21 protein-coding genes are annotated in these 19,791 nt (G+C 69.9%); 18 read left to right on the top strand and 3 right to left on the bottom strand.

The window, feature by feature from the left end; genetic code table 11:
* The first annotated feature begins 2 nt into the window (after positions 1–2).
* The 5 genes from ACQYVW_RS11340 (at position 3) to ACQYVW_RS11320 (ending at position 3,005) form a co-directional block, all read left to right on the top strand.
* Complete coding sequence (locus ACQYVW_RS11340; RefSeq protein WP_434935999.1) at positions 3–422, top strand: DUF2784 domain-containing protein; 420 nt, start codon at positions 3–5, stop codon at positions 420–422.
* 135 nt (positions 423–557) lie between these two features.
* Entirely contained in the window at positions 558–941 is a 384-nt protein-coding gene (locus ACQYVW_RS11335; protein ID WP_434947061.1) for an HU family DNA-binding protein, read from the top strand.
* A gap of 102 nt (positions 942–1,043) precedes the next feature.
* On the top strand, positions 1,044–1,697 hold the full coding sequence (locus ACQYVW_RS11330; protein ID WP_434936003.1) for a tellurite resistance TerB family protein: 654 nt from the start codon (positions 1,044–1,046) through the stop codon (positions 1,695–1,697).
* A gap of 61 nt (positions 1,698–1,758) precedes the next feature.
* Positions 1,759–2,190, top strand: coding sequence for a hypothetical protein (locus ACQYVW_RS11325; protein ID WP_434947060.1), 432 nt, complete (start codon positions 1,759–1,761; stop codon positions 2,188–2,190).
* A 56-nt stretch (positions 2,191–2,246) separates the two neighbouring features.
* The gene (locus tag ACQYVW_RS11320; RefSeq protein WP_434947059.1) at positions 2,247–3,005 is read left to right on the top strand and encodes a hypothetical protein; all 759 of its coding nucleotides are present in this window, start codon (positions 2,247–2,249) and stop codon (positions 3,003–3,005) included.
* 266 nt (positions 3,006–3,271) lie between these two features.
* Here ACQYVW_RS11320 and ACQYVW_RS11315 read toward each other — a convergent pair whose 3' ends face one another.
* Complete coding sequence (locus ACQYVW_RS11315; protein ID WP_434947058.1) at positions 3,272–5,551, bottom strand: DUF5916 domain-containing protein; 2,280 nt, start codon at positions 5,549–5,551, stop codon at positions 3,272–3,274.
* Positions 5,552–5,642: 91 nt separating this feature from the next.
* The gene (locus ACQYVW_RS11310) at positions 5,643–6,131 is read right to left on the bottom strand and encodes an SET domain-containing protein (protein WP_434932475.1); all 489 of its coding nucleotides are present in this window, start codon (positions 6,129–6,131) and stop codon (positions 5,643–5,645) included.
* A 168-nt stretch (positions 6,132–6,299) separates the two neighbouring features.
* Between ACQYVW_RS11310 and ACQYVW_RS11305 the strand changes: the two genes are divergently transcribed.
* Positions 6,300–6,818, top strand: coding sequence for a cytochrome C (locus ACQYVW_RS11305; protein ID WP_434947057.1), 519 nt, complete (start codon positions 6,300–6,302; stop codon positions 6,816–6,818).
* Positions 6,819–6,849: 31 nt separating this feature from the next.
* Here the strand turns inward: ACQYVW_RS11305 and ACQYVW_RS11300 are convergent, their stop codons facing one another.
* Positions 6,850–7,029, bottom strand: a complete 180-nt coding sequence (locus ACQYVW_RS11300; RefSeq protein ID WP_434932477.1) for a hypothetical protein — start codon at positions 7,027–7,029, stop codon at positions 6,850–6,852.
* 192 nt (positions 7,030–7,221) lie between these two features.
* Here ACQYVW_RS11300 and ACQYVW_RS11295 point away from each other — a divergent pair, with 192 nt between their 5' ends.
* The 12 genes from ACQYVW_RS11295 to ACQYVW_RS11240 all read left to right on the top strand — a co-directional run bounded on the left by ACQYVW_RS11295 (position 7,222) and on the right by ACQYVW_RS11240 (position 19,604).
* The gene (locus tag ACQYVW_RS11295; protein ID WP_434932478.1) at positions 7,222–7,683 is read left to right on the top strand and encodes an SUF system Fe-S cluster assembly regulator; all 462 of its coding nucleotides are present in this window, start codon (positions 7,222–7,224) and stop codon (positions 7,681–7,683) included.
* 15 nt (positions 7,684–7,698) lie between these two features.
* Positions 7,699–9,174, top strand: a complete 1,476-nt coding sequence (sufB, locus tag ACQYVW_RS11290; protein ID WP_434947056.1) for a Fe-S cluster assembly protein SufB — start codon at positions 7,699–7,701, stop codon at positions 9,172–9,174.
* The gene (locus tag ACQYVW_RS11285) at positions 9,171–10,331 is read left to right on the top strand and encodes a Kelch repeat-containing protein (RefSeq protein ID WP_434932480.1); all 1,161 of its coding nucleotides are present in this window, start codon (positions 9,171–9,173) and stop codon (positions 10,329–10,331) included. The genes sufB and ACQYVW_RS11285 overlap by 4 nt, the downstream gene beginning before the upstream one ends.
* Positions 10,332–10,340: 9 nt before the next feature.
* The gene (gene sufC / locus ACQYVW_RS11280) at positions 10,341–11,105 is read left to right on the top strand and encodes a Fe-S cluster assembly ATPase SufC (protein WP_434932481.1); all 765 of its coding nucleotides are present in this window, start codon (positions 10,341–10,343) and stop codon (positions 11,103–11,105) included.
* Entirely contained in the window at positions 11,102–12,364 is a 1,263-nt protein-coding gene (sufD, locus tag ACQYVW_RS11275; protein WP_434932482.1) for a Fe-S cluster assembly protein SufD, read from the top strand. Before sufC ends, sufD begins: the two co-directional genes overlap by 4 nt.
* Positions 12,365–12,368: 4 nt before the next feature.
* Positions 12,369–13,622, top strand: a complete 1,254-nt coding sequence (locus ACQYVW_RS11270; protein ID WP_434947055.1) for a cysteine desulfurase — start codon at positions 12,369–12,371, stop codon at positions 13,620–13,622.
* Between the two features lie 165 nt (positions 13,623–13,787).
* Positions 13,788–14,327, top strand: coding sequence for a GNAT family N-acetyltransferase (locus tag ACQYVW_RS11265; protein WP_434947054.1), 540 nt, complete (start codon positions 13,788–13,790; stop codon positions 14,325–14,327).
* Positions 14,324–14,656, top strand: coding sequence for a non-heme iron oxygenase ferredoxin subunit (locus tag ACQYVW_RS11260; RefSeq protein ID WP_434932486.1), 333 nt, complete (start codon positions 14,324–14,326; stop codon positions 14,654–14,656). Before ACQYVW_RS11265 ends, ACQYVW_RS11260 begins: the two co-directional genes overlap by 4 nt.
* 319 nt (positions 14,657–14,975) lie before the next feature.
* The gene (locus ACQYVW_RS11255; protein ID WP_434947053.1) at positions 14,976–17,441 is read left to right on the top strand and encodes a TonB-dependent receptor domain-containing protein; all 2,466 of its coding nucleotides are present in this window, start codon (positions 14,976–14,978) and stop codon (positions 17,439–17,441) included.
* Positions 17,442–17,502: 61 nt separating this feature from the next.
* Entirely contained in the window at positions 17,503–18,150 is a 648-nt protein-coding gene (locus ACQYVW_RS11250) for a PepSY-associated TM helix domain-containing protein (protein ID WP_434947052.1), read from the top strand.
* A gap of 22 nt (positions 18,151–18,172) precedes the next feature.
* On the top strand, positions 18,173–18,688 hold the full coding sequence (locus ACQYVW_RS11245) for a DUF2271 domain-containing protein (protein WP_434932489.1): 516 nt from the start codon (positions 18,173–18,175) through the stop codon (positions 18,686–18,688).
* Positions 18,689–18,722: 34 nt separating this feature from the next.
* Positions 18,723–19,604, top strand: a complete 882-nt coding sequence (locus ACQYVW_RS11240; RefSeq protein WP_434932490.1) for a DUF4198 domain-containing protein — start codon at positions 18,723–18,725, stop codon at positions 19,602–19,604.
* The last annotated feature ends 187 nt before the right edge of the window (positions 19,605–19,791 follow it).

Genomic DNA, 19,791 nt, shown 5'->3' with positions numbered 1-19,791 from the left:
CCATGACGCCGTCCACCGCAGGCCTGCTCGCCGACGCGGTGCTCGCCCTGCACCTGGGCGTGGTGGCGTTCGTGGTGCTGGGCACGCTGGCGATCCTGGTCGGCGGCCCGCGCGGCTGGCGCGTGGTGCGCCGCTTCGGCCTGCGCGCCACCCACCTGGGACTGATGCTGGTGATCGCGCTGCAGGCCTGGCTGGGCCGGCTGTGCCCGCTCACAGACTGGGAGCACGCGCTGCGAATCCGTGCCGGGCAGGACACTTACGGAGGATCCTTCGTCCAGCATTGGCTTTCGCGGCTGATCTACTTCGAGGCGCCCTGGTGGGTGTTCGTGCTGGGTTACACCGCGTTCGCCGGGATCGTCCTGGCGTGCTGGTGGCGCTGGCCGCCGCTGCGGCGGTCGCCGCAGCCCCGCCGCCGCGGCTGACGAGGAAGCGCAGGGAAGGCGTTTTTTCGTGTTTTCCTATTGGCGGCGCGTTGCGGATGCCCTACATTGCGCCTGCCGGCACGTTCGGCCAGTTCAGAACGCAGACCACAGACACAGACGAGGGAACACACACCCATGGCAAAGAAGAAGGCCCCGACCAAGAAGGCGGCTGCTCCGAAGAAGGCTGCCAAGCCTGCTGCCCCGAAGGCGATCAAGGAAGCCCTGAGCAAGTCGGGCCTGGTCGCGCACATCGCCGACGCCACCAGCGTCGCGGCGAAGGACATCCGCGCCGTGCTGGGCGCGCTCGAAGGCGCGATCCACGGTTCGCTCAACAAGAAGGGCGCCGGCAGCTTCACCCTGCCGGGCGTGGCCAAGTTCACCGCGGTCAACGTGCCGGCCAAGCCGAAGCGCAAGGGCATCAACCCGTTCACCAAGGAAGAGCAGTGGTTCGCCGCCAAGCCCGCCTCGGTGAAGGTCAAGGTGCGCCCGCTGAAGAAGCTCAAGGACGCCGCGGCCTGATCGCCGGCGACCTCGAAGCGGTACACGGAACGGGACGGCGATTGCCGTCCCGTTTCCTTTTGTGGGGTTAGGATGCGCGCATCCCCCCACTGGACGACGCGCATGAGCCTCAACGGATTCCTCGACCATCTGCTCAAATCCGCGGCGCCGACCACGCTGTCGGGCAAGGACGGCCGCGGCGGCCTCGGCGGCATGCTGGGATCGGATTTCGGCAAGGGCGCGATGACCGGCGGCGCCCTGGGCCTGCTGCTGGGCCGCAACAAGACCAGCCGCAAGCTCGCCACCTACGGTGGCCTGGCCGCGCTCGGCATGATGGCCTACCGCGCCTACGGCGATTACCGCGCGCAGCAGGGCGCGCCGGTGCAGCCGCAGACGGTCGATCGGCTGCCGCCGCCCCAGGCCAACCTGCACGCCGAGGCGATCCTGCGCGCCCTGGTCGCCGCGGCCAAGGCCGACGGCCACATCGACGCGCGCGAGCGCGAGGTGATCGAGGGCGAATTCGCCCGCATGGCGCCGGGTGCCGAAGTGCAGCAGTGGATGAAGGTCGAACTGGACAAGCCGCTCGATCCGGCCGAGGTGGCGCGCGCGGGGTCCACGCCGGAGATCGCCTCGGAGATGTATCTGGCCAGCCTGGTGGCGGCCGACGAGCAGAACTTCATGGAGCGCGCCTATCTGGACGAACTCGCACGCCAGCTCGGGCTGGACGAGGCGCTGAAGCAGCGGCTCGAACAGGAGTACCGCAGCGCCGCGGCATGAAGCGCCGCGCCGCGGCGCGCTGCGGCGGGTAGGATTCGGCATCGCCCATGGGACATCGATGATGGACAAGCGGTTCTGGATCTGCGGCACGGTCGTCTCGTTCGCGGCGCTGCTGCTGTCGTTCCTGGTCCACGGCGTGCTGCTGGCGCCCGACTACGCGGCGCTGGCGCAGGAGTACCGGGATGCGCACGATGGCGCGCGGCAGTTGCCCTGGGTGCTGCTGGCGCACTTCCTGCTCGGCTTCGCGATGACCTGGATCTTCAGCGTCGGCTTCGCGCATGAGCGGGCCGCACTGCGGCAGGGGCTGCGTTTCGGCCTGGCGATGGCGCTGGTCGCGGCGGTGCCGGCCTGCCTGCTGGCCTATGCCGCGCAGCCCATCCCGGCGGGCTTCGCGATGCGCCAGGCCGCGTTCGGCACCGCCAGCATGCTGCTGCTCGGCGTGCTGCTGGCCTGGCTGCAGCCGCGCCGCCGCAGCCTGTCGGACCCGCGCTGACGCGGCGCATGCAGGCGGCGCAGCACACTTCCCGCCCCCGTCTTCCCGAACCCGCGATGCCGCCCAGCCCGCACCCCGTCCGCTCGATCGTGCCTGCGCTGGCCTGCCTGATGGCGTTGGCCGGCTGTGGCGAACCCGACACCGCCACGCGGGACGGAGCGACCGCCGCGGAGGCGCCACTGCCCGGCCCCCAGCCGGCCGGCGGCGCCGTCACCGACATGCCCGCCGCGCCCGGCCCGGGCGAAGTGCCGCTGGCTGGCACCTCGCCGACACCCGCGCACGATCCGACCGCCCTGCAGGGAACCCCGCTGCCGCCGCTGGAGGAGAACCCCGAGGCCGGGCTGGTCCCGCTGGTGGCGGTGGATCCGTCTGCGCCGCCGCCCACCTCGACCGCGATCGTGCCTGGGCCGCTGTCTGCAGCCGCGCCCGCACCCGATCCCGCGGCTGCGACCACGGCGACACCGGAAGACCCGCGCGACCTGCTGCGCGACTACTACGCGGCGATCAACACGCGCGACTTCGCCGCCGCGCATGCCGCGTGGGCCGATGGGGCGTCTGCGCCTGGGCGCACGCCCGAGCAGTTCGCCGCGGCATTCGCGGACGCGGCTTCGATCGAACTGACGCTCGGCGCACCGCGTCCGGCGGACGGCGGAACCGGCACGGCTCACGTGGAGGTGCCGGTCACGGTGACGACCACCCGCACCGACGGCAGCGTGCAGCACCAGGCCGGGCGCTACACGCTGCGCAGGTCGCAGATGGACGGAGCGCGCGCCTGGCGCATCGACGCGGTCGACCTGCGCGACGCCGCACGCTGAGTCCGCCGACTGGCGGACCGGCCTGAAGGACCGCGCTTGTGGGGGGAACCTGGATTACGCCACGGCAGTCATATCGCCCACGTTCGCGCGGCTGCGCGTCGCGCCGTCAGCCCACTCAGCATCCAGCGTCGACGGATCCTGCGCGGAGACCAGGCGTCGCGCGGCCCACGCCACCGCCGATGTCGCTGCGTCGCCCCCGCCGCGGCCTGCCCGTCACCGCCGGGCGGACGTGTCGGAACGAAATCGCTTTCCCGCCTCGCCGCGGCCTACAGCTCGAAGCGATAGCTCAGCTTCACCATCAGCTGTTCGTCGTCGCGCAGGTCGAAGCTGTCGACCAGGGCTTCGTCCACGCCATCGGCGATGCTGCTCCGGTCGAAGCCGCCGCGGCCATAGACCACGTACAGATGCGACAGCGGGGCCAGCTCGTAGCGATAGCGGATCTGGAAGGCCAGGTTGCGGACGCTGAAATCCTCGACCACATCGTCCGCGGCCAGCGCGCGTCCGGAGGGATCGAAGCGCCAGGCCTGGCGCAGGCGCGCATCGATGCCGATCGCCTGCAGCTTGACACGCAGCTCCTGGCGCGGACTCATCGTCCAGTCCAGGCCCGCCAGCAGCTTGGCCTCCTTGCCGTCGAACGCACCCACCAGGTCGCCGCTGGCGGCGCCCTGCCAGATCAGCCAGTCGGGCCGCTGGATCAGGGCCGCCCCGGCATTGAGGCTGAAGGCATCGGTGACGAAGTAGGTAGCGCCGTACCACACCGCGCTACCGAGCTTGCGGTTGCCGGCCAGTCCGCCACCGAATACCTCCAGCTCCAGGTCGTGCGCCCAGCGGCCTTTGCGCGGGCGCTCGAACTCGTAATAGGCGTTGAAGTTCGCCGGCAGGCGCACGATGCCGTTGCCGCGCAGCAAGTTATCGCTGATGCCCGCGCTGTTGACGTTGACCTGCGCGAATGCGTTGCTGCCGTCGCGCAGCTGCGCCTCGCGGCTGATGCGCAACTGGTCGTTGAGCCGGTCGCCGTGGTTGTTGTAGTTGCCGCTGATGCGTGCGCGCCAGTCCACCGAGGCCGCCCGCGAGTCCTCCGGCAGGTCGGTGAAGCGGCGCGAAACCTGCCAGTGCAGGTAGTTGACGCTGTTGCGCGCGAGGTAGCCGGCGTCGTTGATCTCCAGCTCGTCGCCGAAATGCATCGCGATCCACTGCTGGCGCCAGCCGTGGTCCATCTCGTAGTCGGCCCATAGCGTGGCGCCCAGGTCGCTGCTGCGCACGCCGTCCTGGTCGATGCGGCTGCCGAACAGGCGGCTGCGCAGGTTCCAGCGCGCGGTGGGGCGCCAGTTGTGGTCGACGCCCAGCACCGTGGCCTCGCGGCCCAGGAACGGCCGGTCCACGCGCGTGAGCATCAGGCCGAGGTTCTGGTCCTCGAAATCCTGCACCAGGCGCAGCGCATGGAAACTGCGTCCGGCCTCGCCCGCCTCCTCGGCGGAGAACAGCCCGTACTTCATCCCGCCCAGGCCACCGTTGAGCTTGAGCGCGGCGGCGATGTCGCTGGCGCCGCTGCCATCGTCGGCCGGCCCGCCGATGCGACGCGTGTAAAGCAGCTGGCTGAAGTCGGAGGGCGTGGTGTATTCGAAGATGCCCTGGTTCTCGGTGAAGAACGGGCGCTTGTCGCTGACGAAGGTTTCGGTGGCGCTGAAGTTCACCACCAGGTCGTCGCTTTCCACCTGGCCGAAGTCGGGATTGACCGTGGCCGAGAGCTGGAAGCGCCCGCTGGGCTTCCAGAACAGGTCGGCGCCGGCGTTGCCCTCGCCGCCGCCGCGCACGTTGTCGTACAGCCCCGAGACGTAGGGAGTGATGGCCAGCAGCGACTGGTCGTAGCCCGGCACGGTCAGCGGAGAGAACTCGGACAGGAAGCGCGGCCGTTCGAAACTCGCCACCGGCCAGGCCATGCGCTCGCCGGTCGAACCCACCACGCGGGCCAGGTAGACGCCGAGCGTACGCTCACCGCCCTCGATGTCCTGCATCGGCGCGGTGTGCCAGGGCACCAGGAGCTCGACGCTCCAGCCGTCCTCGTCCTCGCTGACCGCCTGGCGCCAGAGCCCGTCCCAGTCCGAACTGAACTGTTGTTCGTTGGTGATGATCTCGTCGGCGATGCCGCCGGTGGAGCTGACCGTGAACGCGTAGCCGGTGCGGCCACCGCCATCGAAATCGATGAAGACGTTGACCCGGTCCACCTGCTCCTGGAAATCACGCCGCACCTTCTGGCGCGTGCGCGGCACGCTGGGCGGCTGCACGTTGCGGAAGGCGACGGCCAGGCCCTCGGGGGTGGCCAGCACCCAGGCCTCGGTCGCCAGCGAGCCCGGTTCGCCGGTCAGCGGCTGGACCTTGCGGAAGTCGGTGATATGGCGGGCCCCCGCCCATTCGGCGGGGTCGATGCGGCCGTCGATCTCGACCGCCGTCGCGGGCGCGGATGCCGCAGCGAGCGCCAGCAGCAGGCAGGACCGGAGGCGGTTGCCGTTGCGCGCCATGCTGACCTGTCCCTGGGCATTGTCCATGCCGCGCAGCCTGGGCCGAAACGCGCTGCGCGGCGCGTCCCATCGGTCATGGCAACCATTTCGCCGCCGGCCGCATCGCCGGCCGACCGGCTCAGCGCTTGCGCTTGGGCTGCAGCATGGTCCCGGTGCAGTTCTTGGACCCGCACCGGCAGGCCCAGAGCTTCTTGGCCTTGGCGGTATGCGGTTCGTCGAGCACGATGCCGTAGTTGTAGGTCAGCTCCTCGCCGGGCTTGATGTCGCGCAGCGCGTGGATGTAGACCTTGTCCTTCTCGCGGCGGTCCTTGGCGTCTTCCTCGACTTCGGACTCGCAGTTGGGGTCGCAGCTGTGGTTGATCCAGCGCGCCACGTTGCCCTTCACATTGGCGTCGATGACGTACTCGTCATTGAGGGTGAACAGGAAGGTGTGCCCGTTCTCGTCCTCGTCGCCGTAATCCTCGTCCACTTCCTGGTGGGTTCGCAGCGCGCCCTTGTAGCGGATCACCCGCTCGCCCTTCTTGATCAACTCGGTGGCGAAGATGCCGTTGCCGTGGATCGGCGACAGGCGGGCTTCGATCTTCTTCTTGGTCTTCTGCTTGGGCATCGCGGGGTTTGATCGGCTGCGGGAGCCGGCATTGTGGCATGACCGGCATGCCGGTCCCGCACCGCCGCCACGACCGCGCTCGCAGGACGTCGGCGGGGCCGGGAATCGCGTCCGCACAGGCGTGGTTCGCGCGTTCTCTGCGGCATCCGACATCGGAAGAGCCCTCGCATGTCCCGACACCTGCTGCTGCCGCTGCTCGCCTCCGTCCTGCTGCTCGCCTCCGGTTGCGAGCGTGCCGTCGCCGACCCCCGCCCGGACGCCGCCGGCCCGGCTGTCGTCCCCGCCGCCGACGAAGTCGCGCACGGCGAGTACATGGTGCTGATGGGCGGCTGCAACGACTGCCACACCGCCCGGTTCGGCGAACGCGGAGGCGATGTGCCCAAGGACGAGTGGCTGACCGGCAACCAGCTCGGCTTCCATGGCCCCTGGGGCACCAGCTACCCGACCAACCTGCGCCTGACCATCGACGCCCTGGACGAGGCGCAGTGGCTGGTCTACACGGCCAACCTGCACACCCGCCCGCCGATGCCCGACTACCAACTGCGCGCGATGCGCGAAGAGGATCGTCGCGCGATCTATCGCTTCATCCGATCGCTGGGCCCCGCGGGGGCGCCGGCTCCCGCGGCCCTGCCGCCGGGACAGACCCCGCCGCCGCCCTACTTCCAGCTGGTGCTGCCCACGGGCTGACCCGCTCCGGACCGGTCCGGCACCGCGTGCGTCACCAGGGCCAGAGCCCGGTCCAGTACGCGGCGCAGGCCAGGCCAAAGGCGCTCCAGGCCGCGCCCTTCAGGCCGCGCGCCGCCTTCCACAGCAGAAACACCGCGCCTGCCACCAGCGCGGCCTTGAACAGGCCATCGTGGCGTCCGGCCGCGGCACCCAGGCCCTGGATCGTCTGCATCTTCCCTCTCCGGCTCGTCCCCATCGGACCGGCCCAGCTTCGCGCGCCCCGCGCCGGCGCGGCAGTCGCGGCTGTCAGCCGGCGGCGCTGACAGGCGTCACCCCGCTTCCATGAATGCAACGGACGGCCGGGTTTGAGCGCGGACGCGGCAAAGAGTACAATTTTGGTCCCCATTTTTGGACCGCCTTGCCGATGCTCCGCGTTACCCGGCTCACCGATTACGCCAGCGTCGTGTTGACCGTGCTCGCCGCGCGGCCGGCCGATGTGCTGAGCGCGACCGAGCTGGCCGAGCGCTCCGGGCTCGAGGTGCCGACCGTGAGCAAGCTGCTCAAGCCGCTGGCCCAGGCCGGACTGGTCGAAGGCTTCCGCGGCGCCCGCGGCGGCTACCGGCTGGCCCGGCCCGCGTCGGCGATCAGCCTGGTGGAGATCGTCGAGGCGATGGAAGGGCCGCTGGCGATGACCGAATGCAGCCTCGATCACGGCGAATGCGGCATTTCCGGCCACTGCGGCGTGCGCGGCAACTGGCGCCGCATCAACGACGTGGTCCATGCCGCGCTGCGCAACGTCAGCCTGGCCCAGATGCTGGAGGACGCTCCCGTCCCCGCCCCCCACCCCCCCGGCCGGCGCATCGACGCGCGCCTGGCCAGCGCATAACCCACAGGCAGCCATATGGCCACCCAATTCGAAGACGCCCCCGTCGAAGCGCCCGTCGCCAACCGGGAAATCCATGAGCAGCTGGGCCGTCGCTACGACGCCGGCTTCGTTACCGACATCGAGTCAGACTCGCTGCCGCCGGGCCTGGACGAAGACGTGATCCGCGCCCTGTCGGCCAAGAAGGGCGAACCGGCCTGGATGACCGCCTGGCGCCTGGCCGCCTACCGCCACTGGCTGACCATGCCGGTGCCGCACTGGGCCAAGCTGCGCATCGCACCGATCGACTTCCAGGCGATCAGCTACTACTCGGCGCCCAAGGGCCCGAAGTACAAGTCCTTCGACGAGGTGCCGAAGGAGCTGCTGGACACCTACGACAAGCTCGGCGTCCCGCTGCACGAGCGCGCCAAGCTCGCCGGCGTGGCGGTGGACGCGGTGTTCGACTCGGTCTCGGTCGGCACCACCTTCCGCAAGGAGCTCGCGGAGAAGGACATCATCTTCTGCTCGATGTCCGAGGCCATCCAGGACCATCCGGACCTGGTGCAGCGCTACCTCGGCACCGTGGTGCCGGTGGGCGACAACTACTTCGCCGCGCTCAACTCGGCGGTGTTCTCCGACGGCTCGTTCGTGTTCATCCCACGCGGCGTGCGCTGCCCGATGGAGCTGTCCACCTATTTCCGCATCAACGCCGGCCATACCGGCCAGTTCGAGCGCACCCTGATCATCGCCGAGGAGCGCTCCCAGGTGTCCTACCTGGAAGGCTGCACCGCGCCGATGCGCGACGAGAACCAGCTGCACGCGGCGGTGGTCGAACTGGTGGCGCTGGACGATGCCGAGATCAAGTACTCGACCGTGCAGAACTGGTACCCGGGCGACGAGAACGGCGTCGGCGGCATCTACAACTTCGTGACCAAGCGCGCCGAATGCCGTGGCGCGCGCAGCAAGGTCGTGTGGGCGCAGGTCGAGACCGGCTCGGCGATCACCTGGAAGTATCCCTCCTGCGTGCTGCTGGGCGACGATTCCTCGGGCGAGTTCCACTCGGTGGCGCTCACCCACCACTGCCAGCAGGCCGACACCGGCACCAAGATGATCCACGTCGGCAAGCGCACCAAGAGCAAGATCGTCAGCAAGGGCATCAGCGCCGGCCGCGGCCAGAACACCTACCGCGGCCTGGTCAAGATCGCCGCGGGCGCCGAGGGCGCGCGCAACTACACCCAGTGCGACAGCCTGCTGATCGGCAAGAAGTGCGGCGCGCATACATTCCCCTACATCGAGGTGAAGAACCCGAGCGCGACCGTGGAGCACGAAGCCACGACCTCGAAGATCAGCGACGACCAGATGTTCTACTGCCGCGCCCGCGGCATTTCCGAGGAAGACGCGGTGAGCCTGATCGTGGACGGCTTCTGCAAGCAGGTCTTCCGCGAGCTGCCGATGGAATTCGCGGTCGAGGCCAAGAAGCTGCTGGACCTGTCGCTGGAAGGCTCGGTCGGATGAACCCGGCGCGGACCCTCGCCGTCGTCGTACTGCTGTCGCTGCTGCCCGCGTGCCGGGCGGCGGAGACGGCAGCACCTGCGCGAATCGACGGGGACGCGGTGCCGGACCTGGTGGCACTTCCGCCCATGCCGACCCCCCGGGCCGCGCATTCGGCCACGCGGCTCGCCGACGGCCGTGTGCTGCTCGCTGGGGGCTGCCACGCCGATGGCTGCGAGGAAGGCATTGCCGGTGATGCGCTGCTGTTCGACCCGGGCAGGGCGACCTTTGTCGCCACGGGCGGCCTGGTGCAGCCCCGCGTCGGACATCGTGCGATCGCGCTTGCGGACGGTTCGGTGCTGCTGCTGGGCGGTTACACCCAGGACGGTCCGACCGCCCTCGTGGAGCGCTTCGATCCCACCACCGGTCGCTTCACGTCGAACGGCAGCCTGCGCGAGGCGCGCGACGGGTTCAGCGCGACCCTGCTCGGCGATGGCAGCATTCTGGTCGCGGGCGGCTACGCCAGAGGCATGCGTCGCCTCGCCAGCGCGGAACGCTACGACCCGGCCACGGGCAACTCGCATCCGGTCGGCAACATGGGCACGCCGCGCATGTCGCATACCGCCACCCTGTTGGTCGACGGGCGCGTCCTGGTGGCGGGCGGATCGCGTGCGCGCAATGAAGTTGACGCCAGCTTGGAGCTGTTCGACCCGCGCAGCGGCAGCTTCTCGCCTGCCGGTACGCTACAGCAGGCACGCCATAAGCACGCGGCGATCGCCATCGGCGAGCGTGTCCTGTTGCTTGGCGGCGCCGGCATCCCGGAGGCCGACGGCCACTTCCGCGACAGCGAGTGGTGGAGTGCCGCAGGCATCCTGCCGGGCCCCACCCTGCAACAGGGGCGCTACAAGTTCCTTGATGCCGTCGTGCGCCTCGCCGACGGCAGCGTCCTCGTCGCCGGTGGCGGCCGCCACCCGGAAGTGCTCGATGCCACGGGCCAGCGTTTTACCCCTGTCGATGGCGACATCGGCAGCGCCCTTGCCTTCACCACCGCCACCCCGCTCGACGATGGTCGCGTGCTCATCGCCGGGGGCTACGACGCCGGCATCCGCGTCAGTCGCCAGGCGTGGCTGTTTCCATCCCCGCCAGGCGCGCCTGCGCCGGCGCCCTCTTTCGCAGACTGATATCCCACCATGCTCAAGATCGACAACCTCCACGCCACCGTCGGCGACCGCGCCATCCTCAAGGGCCTCTCGCTGGAGGTGAAGCCGGGCGAAGTGCACGCCATCATGGGGCCCAACGGCGCCGGCAAGTCCACCCTGGGCAACATCCTCGCCGGCCGGGACGGCTACGACGTCACCGACGGCAGCGTCGAGTTCGACGGCAAGCCGCTGCTGGAGCTGGAGCCGGAGGAGCGCGCCGCCGCCGGCGTGTTCCTCGCCTTCCAGTATCCGGTCGAGATCCCGGGCGTGAACAACACCTACTTCCTGCGCAGCGCGCTCAACGCGCAGCGCAAGGCGCGCGGCGATGAGGAACTCGACTCGATGCAGTTCCTCAAGCTGGTGCGCGAGAAGCTCTCGGTGCTGCACCTGGACGACAAGCTGCTGCACCGCGGCGTCAACGAGGGCTTCTCCGGCGGCGAGAAGAAGCGCAACGAGATCTTCCAGCTCGCGGTGCTCGAACCGCGCCTGGCGATCCTGGACGAGACCGATTCGGGTCTGGACATCGATGCGCTGCGCCACGTCGCCGAGGGCGTCAACGCGCTGCGTTCGCCCGACCGCGCCTTCGTGGTGATCACTCACTACCAGCGCCTGCTCGACTACATCAGGCCCGACGTGGTGCACGTGCTGGCCGATGGCCGCATCGTCGAGACCGGCGGCCCGGAGCTGGCGCAGCAACTCGAGGAGCACGGCTACGAATGGATCGCCGGCCGGCAGGCGCCGGAGGCCGTCGCGTGACCAGCCCGCTGCTCGAATCACTGGCGTCCGGATTCTCCGGCGACGCCTCGCGCCGCGCCCTGCTCGATGCAGCGCTGCAGGACGGCCTGCCTGGCGCGCGCAGCGAGCGCTGGAAGTACACGTCCCTGCGTGCGCTGGAACGGCGCAGCTTCAATTCCGTCGCGGACGCGTCGACCATCGACCCGGCCCTGGTGGCCGCGATCCCGGCGCCGCGCCTGGTGTTCGTCAATGGCCGCTTCGACGCGGCGTTGTCGCGGCTGGACGCGCTGCCGGACGGCATGCGCCTGGCCGCTGGCGAACCGGGCGAGCCCGTCGCGCCTGCCGACGCCGTCGGCGACGCGCCCGTCGCGCCGGGCGATGCGGTATTCACCCGGCTCAATGCGGCACTGGCACAGACCGGGGTGCGGCTGCGCCTGGACGCGGGTGTGGACGTCCACGAGCCAGTGCACCTCGTGTTCGTCGGCGTCGCTGGCGCCGCCGACACGCTGGCCTGGCATCTGCACCATCGCATCGAGGTCGGGGCCGGCGCATCGCTGCGTGTGATCGAGCACCACCTTGCCGAAGGCGAACATCGCCATCTCGACACCAGCACCCTGGCGGTGGCGGTCGCACAAGGAGCGCTGCTCGAACATGCACGTGTGCAGCGCGCGACCGACGGCGCCACCTCGTTCGCCCGCACCGATGCCGTGCTGCAGGCCGACGCGCGCTACCACCGCGTCGACCTCGAGCTGGGCGGCGCGCTATCTCGCCATGAACTCAACGTACGGCTCGAGGGCGAGCGCGCTTCGCTGTCCGCACACGGCGTGCTGCTGGCCAGCGGCCGCCGCCACCTCGACACGCGGCTGGGAATCGAACATGTCGCGCGCGACACGCGCTGCGAACTGCTGTGGCGCGGCATCGGCGCGGGCCGCGGGCGCGCGGTGTTCCACGGTGGCATCACCATCCACGAGGGCGCCGACGGCACCGATGCGCGCCTGTCGAACAAGAACCTGCTGTTGTCGGCCAACGCCGAGATCGACACCCAGCCCGTGCTGGTGATTCACGCCGACGAGGTGCAGGCCGCGCACGGCGCCACCGTGGGCCAGATCGACGCGAACGCGCTGTTCTACCTGCGTTCTCGCGGGTTGCCGCTGGACCAGGCGCGGCAGTTGCTCACCGTCGCCTTCTGCCGCGAGCCGCTGGCCGCGATCGAGGACGATGCGGTGCGCGAAGCCCTGGTGGCCGACATCGACCGCGCGCTGGACACGCTGGAAGCCTGAGCCGATGAATCCCAGCGCACAGGCTTCCGACCCGGCCGCGACGGCGCCCGACTGGACACGCGTCCGCGGCGAGTTCCCGCTGCTGCAGCGCAAGGTGCACGGCAAGCCGCTGCTGTACCTGGACAGCGCCAATACCGGGCAGAAGCCGACGGCGGTGATCGAGGCCGTAGACGGGTTCTACCGCCATCACAACGCCAACGTCAGCCGCGCCGTGCACGCCCTTGGCACCGAGGCCACCGAGGCCTACGAGGCCTCGCGCGCCGCGCTGGCGCGCTTCATCGGCGCGCGCGGCGACGAGATCGTGCTGTGCAGCGGCACCACGTTCGCCATCAACCTGGTGGCCTATTCCTGGGCGCTGCCGCGGCTGAAGGCCGGCGACGTGATCCTGGTTTCGCGCATGGAGCACCACGCCAACATCGTGCCCTGGCAGCTGGTGGCCCAACGCACCGGCGCCACCGTGCGCGTGGCCGAGATCCTGCCCGACGGCAGCCTCGACCTGGACGCGCTGCGCAAGGCGATGACGCCGGACGTGAAGCTGCTGGCGCTGGCCCATGTCTCCAACGTGCTGGGCACGGTGAACCCGGTGCGCGAGATCTGCCGCGAGGCGCGCAAGCACGGCATCGTCACCGTGATCGATGGTTCGCAGGCGGTGCCGCATCGCCGCGTGGACGTGGCCGCCATCGGCTGCGATTTCTATGCCTTCACCGGCCACAAGATGTGCGGCCCCACCGGCACCGGCGTGCTCTGGGGCCGACGCGAGCACCTGCAGGCGATGCCGCCTTTCCTCGGCGGCGGCGAGATGATCCGCGAGGTCAGCTTCGAGGGCACGGTGTTCAACGATCCGCCGCACCGGTTCGAAGCGGGCACGCCCAACATCGCCGGCTTCGTCGGCCTGCGCGCGGCGGTGGACTACCTGCAGGGCATCGGCCTGGACGCGATCGAGGCGCGCGAGGCGGCGCTGCTGTCGCACCTGACCGAGGCGCTGGACGCGGCCGGCGGCGTGCGCATCCTGGGACGTGCGCCGGACAAGGCGGCGGTGGTCTCGTTCCTGGTCGAGGGCGCCCATGCCCACGACCTGGCCACCCTGCTCGACCTGGAAGGCGTGGCGGTGCGCTCGGGCCAGCACTGCGCGCATCCGCTGCTGCAGTTCTACGGGGTGGCCGCCACCTGTCGCGCCTCGCTGGCGTTCTACAACACGCACGAGGAAATCGACGCCTTCATCGCCGCACTGCAGAAGACGCGTCGCCTGCTGGGATAGGCCAGGCCGACCATGCCGGGCGTGGCCCTGCGTGACCCGGAACGGGTGTCGATCGAATTCCGACGCTGGACGCAGGCGCGAAGGCCGGCGTCGATATCCGGGGCGGGCGGCGGCATGCCCACAACCGTGGCTGCGGTCGGCGATGCGCGCTTCTACAATGCGCCCATGCACGCCTCCGCCTTCCGCGCCGCGACCGCGCACGACATTCCCGCCCTGGTGGCCCTGGTCACCTCGGCCTACCGGGGCGACGCCAGCCGCGCCGGCTGGACCACCGAGGCCGACCTGCTCGAGGGCGAGCGCATCGACCCGGCGGTGCTCGCCGCAGACCTGGCCCGGCCGCGCAGCCGGGTACTGGTCGCCGACGGCACCGATGGCCTGGTCGCCTGCGCCCACGTGGCGGACGAGGACGGGGCCGGTTACTTCGGCATGTTCGCGGTCCACCCCGCCCTGCAGGGCGGCGGCCTAGGCGCGCGCCTGCTGGCCGAGTGCGAACGCGTGGCCCGCCAGGAGTGGGGACTGCCGGCCATGCGCATGACGGTGATCGACGTGCGCCATGAGCTGATCGCCTGGTACCGGCGCCGCGGCTACTTGCCGACGGGCGTGTTCAAGCCCTTCCCCTACGGCGACGAGCGCTTCGGCATCCCGCTGCGCGACGACCTGCGGTTCGAGGTGCTGGAGAAGCGCCTGGACGGCGCCTCCGCATGAGCGCGACCTGGACCTGGATCTGCACGACCGCCGAGCTGTTGCCGGGCGAGCTGAAGACCGGTTTCGACGAGATCACCGGCGCCGGCATCGTGGTGTTCAACCTGGACGGCACGCTGTACGCGCTCGAGGACAAGTGCACGCACGAGGATTTCGAGCTGTCCGCCGGCCACTTCGAGGTCGGCGACGCCAGCGTGGAATGCGTCCTCCACGGCGCCCGCTTCGACATCCGCGACGGCCGCGCCCTGTGCGCGCCCGCCTACGAGCCGGTGGCCAAGTTCCCGGTGAAGACCGAGGACGGCGGCGTATGGGTGCGCGACGACCGGGACTGAGGCCCGGCTCCACCCTCCAGGCAGCACGGCACCGCGGACCCGGACAAAACGTCCCGGCACCGCTCCTTGAACGCTGTTGAGATTGCGTTTGATAAGGATTCTCGTTTAACATTTTCACATCGGGGCGCTACCACCCCGGGACGAGCATCCATGCGCAGGCCGTTTTCCGCCGCTTCCAAGCGCGACCTTCCCGGTCAGCCTCCCGCGCACGCGCCTCCGCGCCGCTGACGCGCCAACCCTTTCCGCGTCCGGCCCGGCCGCCAGCTTGCGCCCGCCTCGCCGCCCAGGTCGCCCCACGCCACCTTCGAACGACGACCACATGCCTACCTCCGCCCTGCGCCACCTGCTGCGCCGTTCCCCCCTGACCTGTGCCCTCGCCCTTGGACTCGCCGCGCCGGCTGTGGCGGCGCCCGCGCCCGACCCGGTCGATTTCGACGCCGTGGTGGTCACGGCCGCCGGCTTCGAACAGAAGATCACCGACGCGCCGGCCAGCATCAGCGTGATCACCCGCGAGGATCTGGCCCAGCGCCCCTACATGACCCTGCTCGACAGCGTGCGCGACCTGGAAGGCGTGGACATCGGCGAAACCCGCGACAAGACCGGCCAGGGCAGCATCTCGATGCGCGGCATGGGGGCCGACTACACCCTGATCCTGATCAACGGCCGCCGCCAGAACAATCACGGCGACATCTACCCGAACAACTTCGGCGGCAACCAGTTCAACCACATCCCGCCACTGGACGCGATCGAGCGCATCGAGGTGATCCGCGGCCCGATGTCGACCCTCTACGGGGCCGACGCCATGGGTGGCGTGATCAACATCATCACCCGGCGCGTGCTGGACACCTGGACCGGGTCGGCGACCCTCGGCCGCACCTTCGAGTCGCGCAGCGAGTACGGCGACGACACCACCGCCGACCTCTTCCTGACCGGCCCGCTGGTCCCGGGCAAGCTCGGCCTGGCCGTGCGCGGCAGCTGGTACGAACGCGACGCCTCCAACCCCACCTACGAGGACGCGATCGACCCGGCCGGCGAGGTCCACTCGCGCGCGCTCGGTTTCGGCGGCGGCGGCAAGACCGTGGACAACACCAACAAGGCGGCCGGCCTCACCCTGACCTGGACGCCGGACGACCGCCAGACGATCACCTTCGACTACGACGCCTCGCGCCAGGAATACGACAACTCGATCAAGATCAACGACCAGGGCGTCGAGGAATATCCGGTCGGCACCGTCGACAACTACGGCGCGGTGCTGCGCGTGGGCAACAACGGCCGGGTCGAGCCGCGCGCCGGCTACGCGCCCAGCCAGCAGTTCACCCGCGACACCTGGTCGATCACCCATGAAGGCGGCTGGGAGCGCGTCGGCAGCTTCGTGTCCCTGGCGCGCGTGGACACCCGCAACGAAGGACGCACCCTGCCCTTCACCGTCGGCGAGCGGCAGCAGCTGCAGCAGATCTGGAATAGCGCCTGCACCAGCCTGGGCGGCTCGGTTGGCGGCAGCGGATACTGCGCGCCCCGTCCTGCGATGGGGTTCGCCAATTCCAACGCCTGGAACAACCAGTCCGAAGCGGCCAAGCTCGCGCTGCTGCGCGAGCACCTGGACGATGCGCAGTACCAGCAGCTGCTGGGCTATCTGCCGCGGCCGGCACGCACGCTGGAAAGCGCGCAGTACACCCTGGACGCGAAGCTCGACATTCCGTTCGAGGCCGCCGGGCAGCACATGATGGTGGTGGGCGCGCAGCTGATCCGCGGCGAACTCACCGACGGCGTGTTCGGCATGGAGGCCGGCAACCCCGGCGGCGTGCAGGACCACGACATGTACTCGGTCTTCGCTGAGGACACCTGGACCGTGGTCGAGCCGCTGTCGATCACCGCCGGCCTGCGCTACGACGACCACAAGGTGTTCGGCAACCACGTCAGCCCGCGCCTGTACGGCGTCTACGACCTCAGCGAGCGCTGGACCGTCAAGGGCGGCGTGAGCACCGGCTTCAAGACGCCCAAGACAACCCAGCTCTACGACGGCGTGGTCGGCTTCGGCGCCCAGGGCACCTCGCCGATGTTCGGCAATCCCGACCTGCAGCCCGAGACCAGCACCAGCATGGAGCTGGCGGTCTACTGGCAGCACCCGGACGGCCACGACTTCAACGCCACGGTGTTCCACAACACCTTCGACGACAAGATCACCTCGCAGCCCTGCGGGACGGGCACGGCGCAGGCCTGCAGCGGCAGCGGCGAGTACGCCGAACTCGGATATGCCAACAGCACCCGCACGGTCAACATCGACGAAGCGGTGATCCGGGGCGCGGAGATCGCCACGCGCTGGCAGCTGGCCGACAGCGTCGGCCTGCGCGCCAACTACACCTTCACCGACAGCGAGCAGAAGAGCGGCGCCGAAGCCGGGCTTCCGCTCACCGACACCGCCCGCCACATGGCCAATGCCACGCTCGACTGGCGCGCCGGCGAGCGCCTCAACCTGTTCCTGACCGCGCAGGCGCACTCCAAGCGCTATGCCGACCAGCACCCGGTGACCGACCAGTCGCGCTACTACCGCGACTTCACCGTGCTGCACCTGGGTGCTTCCTACGTGGTCAACGATTCGGTGACGCTCAACGCGCGCATCAACAACCTGCTCGACCGCGACTTCACCACCTACGACACGCAGTTCGAAGACCTCAACGCCGACGGCACCTACGAGGACAACACCAACGAGGTGCTGTACTTCGACCACTACAACAACAAGGACAAGGCCCGCAGCCTCTGGCTGAGCGTCAACCTCAGCTTCTGATCCGCGGCAACCGGCCACGCCGCGCGCCCGCGATATCCGTCACGACACCGAAGCCCGCAGCATGGCGCCACGACCCGCTTCGACACCCGATCTCGGCCGCCAGCAGCGGCGCGGCTTCTGGCTGCGCACGCTGCACCAGTGGCACTGGATCAGCTCGGCCGTGTGCCTGGTGGGCATGCTGCTGTTCGCGGTCACCGGCATCACCCTCAATCACGCGGCGAAGATCGAGGGCGAGCCGCGGGTGGACAACCGCACCGCGGTGCTGCCCGCGCCGCTGCTGCAGGCCCTTGCGGCCGGTCGCGACGAGGGCAATGCGTCGCTGCCGCGCGAGGTGGCCGACTGGCTGTCGGACAGGCTCGATGCCCCGATCGGGCGACGTGACGCCGAATGGTCGGAGGGCGAGCTCTACCTGTCGATGCCCGGTCCGGGCCACGATGCCTGGCTGAGCATCGACCGCGAGACCGGCGACATCGAGTACGAACGCACCGATCGCGGCGCGATCTCCTACCTCAACGACCTGCACAAGGGACGCAATGCGGGTCCGGCCTGGGGCTGGTTCATCGACATCTTCGCCCTGGCCTGCGTGGTGTTCACCGTGAGCGGCCTGATCCTGCTGCAGATGCACGCGCGCCAGCGCCGCATGACCTGGCCCTACGTTGGCCTGGGCCTGCTGGTTCCGGCGCTGCTGGCATTGCTCTTCATCCATTGATCCAACCAACACGAGGTTCGCCATGCGCATCCAGCTGACCGTCGCCCTGGGCAGCCTGCTCGCCCTTCCGGCGCAGGCCGCCGACGTCCAGGTGTCCGTGCAGATTCCGCAGCTGAAGGTGGCCGAATACCACCGCCCCTACGTCGCGGTGTTCGTGGAAGGCGCCGGTGGCAAGCACGCGGCCAATCTCGCCGTCTGGTACCTGAGCAAGGACACCAGCGAAGGCCACGGCACCAAGTGGCTGCCCGACCTGCGCCAGTGGTGGCGCCGGTCCGGACGCACGCTGGACGTGCCCGTGGACGGCGTCACCGGCCCCACGCGTCCAGCCGGCACGCACCAGCTCGGCTTCGACGATACGCATCCGGAGCTGTCGGCGCTGGCGCCGGGCGAGTACACGCTGGTGGTCGAGGCCGTGCGCGAGGTCGGCGGCCGCGAGCTGCTCAAGATCCCCTTCAGCTGGCCGGTCAGGGCCGCGCAGTCCGGCCGCGCGCAGGGCAGCAGCGAACTCGGCACCGTGTCGCTCAGGCTCACGCCCTGAGCACCGCGTCTTCCCATTCGATCAAGGAGTCTCCATGAAGCGTCCCTCCCTGCTGGTCCTCGCCATCGCCGCGCTGCTGCCGCTGGGCGTCTCGGCCCACAAGCAATGGATCATCCCCTCCCAGGCCGTGGTCAACGGCAACGATGTGTGGGTGACCTTCGACGGCGCGGTGTCCAACCAGCTGTTCTTTCCCGACCACGTGCCGATGCGCCTGGACAACGTGACCGCCACTGCGCCCGACGGCAGCACGGTGCAGTTGCAGAACGCGAGCACCGGCAAGTACCGCAGCACCTTCGATGTGCAGCTGCTGCAGCAGGGCACCTATCGCATCGCGAATGCCCATGCCGGAATGTCCGCGCGCTGGGACACCCCCGCCAGCCTGGCCGCCAAGGCGGCGGCGCAAGCCCAGGGCAAGCCGGTGAGCGGGCCCGGCGCGCCGCCGGAAACGCGCGGCGGCTTCCTGCGCAACGCGAGCGCGGACGACCTCGCAACCAAGGTGCCGAAGGACGCACAGAACCTGCAGGTCACGCAAACCATCGGTCGCGTGGAAACCTTCGTCACCAACGGCGCGCCCAGCGAGACCGCGCTCGCGGCCACCGGCAAGGGCATCGAACTGGCGCCTGTCACGCACCCCAACGACCTGGTCGCCGGCGAGGAAGCCACCTTCCGCGTGCTGGTCGACGGCCAGCCCGCCGCGGGCCTGGCGTTCGAGATCGTGCGCGGCGGCACCCGCTACCGCAACGCGCAGGAAGACATCGCCGCCACCAGCGACGCCGAGGGTCTGCTGCGGATCACCTGGCCGGAGCCGGGCATGTACTGGCTGGAAACCAGCGTCCAGGACGACAAGCCATCGATCCCGCAGGCCAGCCAGCGCCGTCTGTCCTACGTCGCGACGCTGGAAGTGCTGCCGCAGTAATGCCGGTCCGGCTCAGCGACCCGCCGCGCAACCGCAACGTCGCCGTCGTTCCGGCATCGATGCCCGTCATCCCGCCATCGCCGCACGGCTCACGACAGCATGACAGGCCGGGCATCCATTTCGCCCCGGTGTCGCCCCTGCTGCTGGCTGGGACATCCAGGCTGCCCGAACGTGGCGTCGCACGGCC

The organism is Luteimonas campi (assembly GCF_051162505.1).
Classification (GTDB): domain Bacteria; phylum Pseudomonadota; class Gammaproteobacteria; order Xanthomonadales; family Xanthomonadaceae; genus Luteimonas.
The sequence above is the reverse complement of the archived record's forward strand: the minus strand, read 5'-3'. Positions and strand labels throughout refer to the sequence as shown.

Excerpts from the sequence above, each read along its gene's own strand:
- ACQYVW_RS11340 (WP_434935999.1), top strand. The coding sequence starts at position 3 with ATGACGCCGTCCACCGCAGGCCTGCTCGCCGACGCGGTGCTCGCCCTG.
- ACQYVW_RS11335 (WP_434947061.1), top strand. The coding sequence starts at position 558 with ATGGCAAAGAAGAAGGCCCCGACCAAGAAGGCGGCTGCTCCGAAGAAG.
- ACQYVW_RS11330 (WP_434936003.1), top strand. The coding sequence starts at position 1,044 with ATGAGCCTCAACGGATTCCTCGACCATCTGCTCAAATCCGCGGCGCCG.
- ACQYVW_RS11325 (WP_434947060.1), top strand. The coding sequence starts at position 1,759 with ATGGACAAGCGGTTCTGGATCTGCGGCACGGTCGTCTCGTTCGCGGCG.
- ACQYVW_RS11320 (WP_434947059.1), top strand. The coding sequence starts at position 2,247 with ATGCCGCCCAGCCCGCACCCCGTCCGCTCGATCGTGCCTGCGCTGGCC.
- ACQYVW_RS11315 (WP_434947058.1), bottom strand. The coding sequence starts at position 5,551 with ATGGACAATGCCCAGGGACAGGTCAGCATGGCGCGCAACGGCAACCGC.
- ACQYVW_RS11310 (WP_434932475.1), bottom strand. The coding sequence starts at position 6,131 with ATGCCCAAGCAGAAGACCAAGAAGAAGATCGAAGCCCGCCTGTCGCCG.
- ACQYVW_RS11305 (WP_434947057.1), top strand. The coding sequence starts at position 6,300 with ATGTCCCGACACCTGCTGCTGCCGCTGCTCGCCTCCGTCCTGCTGCTC.
- ACQYVW_RS11300 (WP_434932477.1), bottom strand. The coding sequence starts at position 7,029 with ATGCAGACGATCCAGGGCCTGGGTGCCGCGGCCGGACGCCACGATGGC.
- ACQYVW_RS11295 (WP_434932478.1), top strand. The coding sequence starts at position 7,222 with ATGCTCCGCGTTACCCGGCTCACCGATTACGCCAGCGTCGTGTTGACC.
- sufB (WP_434947056.1), top strand. The coding sequence starts at position 7,699 with ATGGCCACCCAATTCGAAGACGCCCCCGTCGAAGCGCCCGTCGCCAAC.
- ACQYVW_RS11285 (WP_434932480.1), top strand. The coding sequence starts at position 9,171 with ATGAACCCGGCGCGGACCCTCGCCGTCGTCGTACTGCTGTCGCTGCTG.
- sufC (WP_434932481.1), top strand. The coding sequence starts at position 10,341 with ATGCTCAAGATCGACAACCTCCACGCCACCGTCGGCGACCGCGCCATC.
- ACQYVW_RS11270 (WP_434947055.1), top strand. The coding sequence starts at position 12,369 with ATGAATCCCAGCGCACAGGCTTCCGACCCGGCCGCGACGGCGCCCGAC.
- ACQYVW_RS11265 (WP_434947054.1), top strand. The coding sequence starts at position 13,788 with ATGCACGCCTCCGCCTTCCGCGCCGCGACCGCGCACGACATTCCCGCC.
- ACQYVW_RS11260 (WP_434932486.1), top strand. The coding sequence starts at position 14,324 with ATGAGCGCGACCTGGACCTGGATCTGCACGACCGCCGAGCTGTTGCCG.
- ACQYVW_RS11255 (WP_434947053.1), top strand. The coding sequence starts at position 14,976 with ATGCCTACCTCCGCCCTGCGCCACCTGCTGCGCCGTTCCCCCCTGACC.
- ACQYVW_RS11250 (WP_434947052.1), top strand. The coding sequence starts at position 17,503 with ATGGCGCCACGACCCGCTTCGACACCCGATCTCGGCCGCCAGCAGCGG.
- ACQYVW_RS11245 (WP_434932489.1), top strand. The coding sequence starts at position 18,173 with ATGCGCATCCAGCTGACCGTCGCCCTGGGCAGCCTGCTCGCCCTTCCG.
- ACQYVW_RS11240 (WP_434932490.1), top strand. The coding sequence starts at position 18,723 with ATGAAGCGTCCCTCCCTGCTGGTCCTCGCCATCGCCGCGCTGCTGCCG.